At 70.8% G+C, this 770-nt stretch carries 2 protein-coding genes; one reads left to right on the forward strand and one right to left on the reverse strand.

Annotated features, from left to right (window positions below):
- Nucleotides 1–366: oxidoreductase (locus ACYP33_RS10175; RefSeq protein WP_459621401.1), on the reverse strand; the 366-nt coding region annotated here is incomplete at its 3' end.
- A gap of 130 nt (nt 367–496) precedes the next feature.
- On the opposite strand from ACYP33_RS10175, the gene ACYP33_RS10180 reads away from it, so the two are divergent.
- Nucleotides 497–770: LysR family transcriptional regulator (locus tag ACYP33_RS10180; RefSeq protein WP_459621403.1), on the forward strand; the 274-nt coding region annotated here is incomplete at its 3' end.

The raw sequence follows: 770 nt of genomic DNA on the forward strand, positions 1-770 counted from the left end.
CTCGCTGATTGCGTCGGAATGCGGGCCGGCGCCGGCCCCGCGCTGCAGGCCGACGTGCCAGAGCTGGGCCGCGATGCGCGCGCCTTCGGCGTGCACGCCGTCCACCACCGCACGCCAGCCGGCCCGGCTCGCGGCGTCGTGCAGGTTCGGAATGTTCGCGTCGAACGACGCGGCCGGGCGATCGACGGTCACGCCCTCGGTCACGATCAGGCCCACGCCGCCGGCCGCGCGGCTGCGGTAATAGGCGGCCACGTCGGCGCCGGGCACGCCGCCGGGGCTGCGCCGGCGCGTCATCGGCGCCATCACGATACGGTTGCGCAGCGCAAGCCGAGCGCGGTCGAAAGGCTGGAACAAGGGGGAGGTCATGGTCGATCTCGTCGAGGACGGAAAGCCCGAGCATGCGGGCCGGGCGCGCGAAGATCGATGACGGAAACGCTCGGAGCGTATTAGCGGAAAGTGACATAATCGCCGCTCGTTCGCGTCGGGGAAAACGAAAATGGACCGGCTGTTCGCCATGAAGGTGTTCGTGCAGGTGGTCGACACCGGCAGCTTCTCGAAGGCGGCGCTGGCGCTGAACCTGCCCGCGCCCTCGGTGTCGCGCCTCGTGCAATCGCTCGAGGCACATCTGGCCGTGCGCCTGCTCAATCGCACCACGCGCAGCGTGCGGCTCACCGACGACGGGCGCGCCTACTACGAACGCTGCGTGCGCGTGCTCGACGACATCGACGAGATGGAAGCCGGGGTCGGCCGGTCGCGCCGCAGCGCGAGCG

It is taken from the genome of Burkholderia sp. 3C (assembly GCF_054589155.1).